This is a genomic window from Streptomyces sp. UH6, from assembly GCF_013421635.1.
GTDB lineage: Bacteria > Actinomycetota > Actinomycetes > Streptomycetales > Streptomycetaceae > Streptomyces > Streptomyces abyssomicinicus.
Genome location: NZ_JACADT010000655.1, coordinates 1 through 3,254, shown reverse-complemented (window position 1 = coordinate 3,254; position 3,254 = coordinate 1). Strand labels below are relative to the sequence as shown.

Below are 3,254 nucleotides of genomic sequence, written 5' to 3'. Positions count from 1 at the left end.
GCGGGCGGGGCCGGGGAACGTCCTCCCGCGGGGGAAGGCGCACGACCGCCCCCGTCGGCACCGCGGCGTCGATCGCCGCTATCCGCTCCGGGGTGACGCCCTTGAAGAGCGTCGGCTCGACCTCCACCCGGAAGCCGTCCGGCCCGGTGAGCACACGCGCCCCGTCGGGCCGGGCCGCCATCGCCACGCACCGGTCGAACCGTACGGTCACCGGCCCGTCCGGCATCGTCAGCGAGACGCCCTCGGCGCCGATGACCAGGGTGACCCGGTCGTCCTCCAGGGACGGATGCCGTGTCCCGGCGACCGCCGCCTCGGAGAACTGGGGCGCCGACGCGCACCCGGCCCAGGCGAGGTCCCGCCCCGGCACCTGGACCAGGGCGGTGGACCATGCCTCCCGGGCGACGTCGCGCACGTCCTCGACGGTCACGGCGGCTATCTGCTCCCGGTGCTGGTCGGGGGTCAGGATCTCGTGCCCCATCAGCAGGTTCAGCGCCCACGACGGCAGCGCGCGCGCCGCCACGTCGGGCCCGTCCAGCGACTTGAGCGCCTTGGCCTTCGCCGACTCGAGCTCCGCCGGTTCGATCCGTCCGGCCCGCAGCCGCGCCAGCACGTCGACGAACGCGCCGGTCACCGCGTCCTGCTTCTGCGGCAGCGCGTCCGCGAAGGCGGTCACGGTCGCCCACCCGGCGTCCCGGGGGCTGTAGTCGGCGTCCACCGCGTACGAGTAGCCGCCCTCCTGGCGCAGCTCCCGGAAGAGCGCCCGCCCCAGCACGTCGGAGAAGACCGACGCGGCGGTGGAACGGCGTACCACGGCGTCGAGGACCACCTGGCCGTCGTCACCCCCGATGTACGCGGGGGTCTGCGGCAGGGCGCTGCTGGGCTCCGGGGCGGGTATCCGGCGGCCGGCGGGGAGCGTCAGGTCCAGCCCGTCGGGAACGTGGTCGCCGGTGATCCAGAGCACCGCGTTGTCGCGGGTGAAACGGGTCTGCGCCCACCACCGCACCTCGTCCGGCGTCAACCGCCAGGTGCCCAGCTCGGAGTAGCTGGACAGGCCGTAGCCCTGGGCGCCGTACCGCCACAGCGGCAGTTGCTGGTTGACGCCGCGGCTGCGGCCCGCGGCCTCCGTGCGCAGGATCTCCTTCTCCGTCTCCAGCCGCTCCAGGGGCAGGTCGCGGAGGGAGGCGCAGACGGAGTTGAGGTGCGCCACCACCTCGGTCTCGGTGCCGGTGACGTGGAAGAGGGTGAAGACGTTGGCGGTGGCGCCGTTGTGGTGCGCGTCGCTCAGGCCGATGCGGTGCAGGGCCAGGTGCTCCACCAGGTGCGTGATGCCGGCGGTGGCCAGGGTCTCGTCCGCGCAGCCCACCCGGAAGAACAGGCCGGCGGTGATCTCGTTGCCCGCTCGCGGGGCGAACAGGGTCGGTATCCCCTGGGTGGTGGTGTATCCGGCCAGTTCCCGCAGGACGGCGACCTGGGCGGTGGTGTCGACGGTCATGGTGGTGGTCCCCCTCAGCGCGCTGCCAGCGCGGCTCTGCGGTGCTTGGCGAACATCGCCTTCGGGTCGCCCAGGTAGTTCCAGGGCGACGTGCAGGCCCGGTCGCCGAGTACGGCGAAGTGACGCGCGGCGTCCTGGAGGTGGCCGCCGAGCGAGAAGGCCATCGCGAACGTGTTGTGCGCCGATATCCAGTTCGCGTCCGGCCGGTGGGCCGGGTGCCACACGGACACCTCGGCGGCGAAGCGCAGGTCGTCGCGGACCGGCACGCCCCGCATGTAGGCCTCGTCCTCCGAGGACGGCAGGTCGAGCCAGTGCTCGATGTGCGCGTCGGCCACCAGCACGGCGCAGACGGAGCCGTCGGGCGCGGCGGACGCGCACTCCCGGGCGAAGCCGTGCGCCAGTTCCCAGGAGCCGCCCCACTTGGGGCAGAGCTGCTGGAGGAGCTGGGACTGCGCGGCGTGGTGGTGCGGGGAGACGGCGGCGAGCCGGTCGTGGCGGCGGCGGGCCTCCGACTGCCCGAGCTCCAGGCCACGTGCCGTGATCAGGCGGACGTACCAGGCCAGGGGGAACGCCGGCTGCTCGGCGCAGACGTCGATGAGGAGCTGCTCGGCCTTGCGCAGCCAGTCGTGGAACTGCCGGAACTGGTCACGCGAGACGTTCCGGGCACGGTCCGCGCTGCGGATGTCCCAGCCGATCACCACCTGCCGGTAGGCGAGGAGCGTGCGCGGCAGCGGGGCGGCCGGGTGCGCGGCCGCGGCCTCGGCGAGGAAGGCCTCCACCCCCGCCGTCTCGCTGACCAGGACGGCGGCGTAGGTCTGGTCCGCGGGCGTGCGGGCGTCGAAGAAGGCCTGCACGGCCGGCCAGTGGCGGCCGGCCACCGCGGTGCGCAGTTCGGCCATCTCCGGCAGGAGTTCGTACGGATCCAGACGCGGTGGACCGGTGACCGTACCGGTGGTCTGGTGGATGCTGCTCATCGGCCCCCCTGGACGCCGCGCGGATGTGTCGGGCGGACCGGCTGCGCGCCGTGTCCCCTTCGAATCGATGACGCCGCAGGCTAACAGGGGGGCGGGACGGTCGCGGAAAGTTATCCACAGGGTGGGTGCGGGCCTGACCTGGTTGTCCACAGGACCCGACGGGTTCGGGGTTCGTCCGTAGGCTGAGGGCCATGAGCATCATCGGCGTCGGAATCGACGTGGCCGAGATTGACCGGTTCCAGGCCGCTCTCGCCCGTACCCCGCACATGGCACAACGCCTCTTCAACGACAGCGAACTGATACTGCCCAGCGGCGAGCGCCGCGGCGTCGCCTCGCTGGCCGCCCGGTTCGCGGCCAAGGAGGCGCTGGCGAAGGCGCTGGGCGCGCCGCCCGGACTCCAGTGGCGGGACGCCGAGGTGTACCTGGAGGAGAGCGGGCAGCCCCGGCTGCGGGTCTTCGGCACGGTCGCCGCCCGCGCCGCCGAACTGGGCGTGAGTTCCTGGCACGTGTCGCTCAGTCATGACGCGGGTGTGGCCTCGGCGGTGGTGATCGCGGAAGGCTGATTCCTGGGGAAGACTCGGCTGTATGCGGAGTGCCTACAGCGTGGAGACGGTACGTGCGGCCGAGCGGGAGCTGATGGCGAGGCTTCCCGAGGGCGCGTTGATGCAGCGGGCGGCCGCCGGGCTGGCCGCCGCCTGCGCCCAGGTCCTGGGCCGGACGGCGGGCCGGGTCTACGGCAGCCGGGTGGTCCTGCTGGTCGGCAGCGGCGACAACGGCGGGGACGCGCT

The 3,254-nt window shown here is 73.4% G+C and carries 4 protein-coding genes; 2 read left to right on the top strand and 2 right to left on the bottom strand.

Features of this window, described 5'->3' with window-relative positions; translation table 11 throughout:
* On the bottom strand, nucleotides 1-1,492 hold a 1,492-nt coding region (locus HW445_RS23745; protein WP_180222984.1), incomplete at its 3' end, for a pitrilysin family protein.
* Nucleotides 1,493-1,506: 14 nt separating this feature from the next.
* Nucleotides 1,507-2,466, bottom strand: a complete 960-nt coding sequence (locus HW445_RS23740; RefSeq protein WP_180222983.1) for a hypothetical protein — start codon at nucleotides 2,464-2,466, stop codon at nucleotides 1,507-1,509.
* 191 nt (nucleotides 2,467-2,657) lie between these two features.
* Between HW445_RS23740 and HW445_RS23735 the strand changes: the two genes are divergently transcribed.
* The gene (locus HW445_RS23735; RefSeq protein WP_180222982.1) at nucleotides 2,658-3,029 is read left to right on the top strand and encodes a holo-ACP synthase; all 372 of its coding nucleotides are present in this window, start codon (nucleotides 2,658-2,660) and stop codon (nucleotides 3,027-3,029) included.
* A gap of 22 nt (nucleotides 3,030-3,051) precedes the next feature.
* A partial coding sequence (locus HW445_RS23730; protein ID WP_306673350.1) for an NAD(P)H-hydrate epimerase occupies nucleotides 3,052-3,254 on the top strand: 203 nt, incomplete at its 3' end.

Coding starts and splice junctions, on each gene's coding strand:
- HW445_RS23735 (WP_180222982.1), top strand. CDS start 2,658: ATGAGCATCATCGGCGTCGGAATCGACGTGGCCGAGATTGACCGGTTC.
- HW445_RS23740 (WP_180222983.1), bottom strand. CDS start 2,466: ATGAGCAGCATCCACCAGACCACCGGTACGGTCACCGGTCCACCGCGT.